1 protein-coding gene is annotated in these 236 nt (G+C 47.5%); it reads right to left on the bottom strand.

The features are described from left to right. A partial coding sequence (locus tag AAEY83_RS18500; protein WP_351061624.1) for a hypothetical protein occupies positions 1-236 on the bottom strand: 236 nt, incomplete at both ends.

Genomic DNA, 236 nt, shown 5'->3' with positions numbered 1-236 from the left:
CTGCTGCTAATTGGCGTAGTACATAGTGCAACACGCCGCCATGACGCACGTATTCGCGCTCTTTTGGCGTTTGTAGACCGACGTTAACCTCAAAGGTTTCAGTTGAACCATCAGCGCGAGTAGCAGTGACTTTGGCAGTTTTGCTCTCACCATTATCGAGACCACTAATGCTGATGACTTCTGAACCATCAAGCTTGTAAGTCTCAGCGTTTTCACCTTCTTTAAAGGTCAATGGC

The sequence above is a fragment of the Psychrobacter sp. TB20-MNA-CIBAN-0197 genome (assembly GCF_040309765.1).
GTDB classification, from domain to species: Bacteria; Pseudomonadota; Gammaproteobacteria; order Pseudomonadales; family Moraxellaceae; genus Psychrobacter; species Psychrobacter submarinus.
This window is presented reverse-complemented; position numbering and strand designations above follow the sequence as displayed.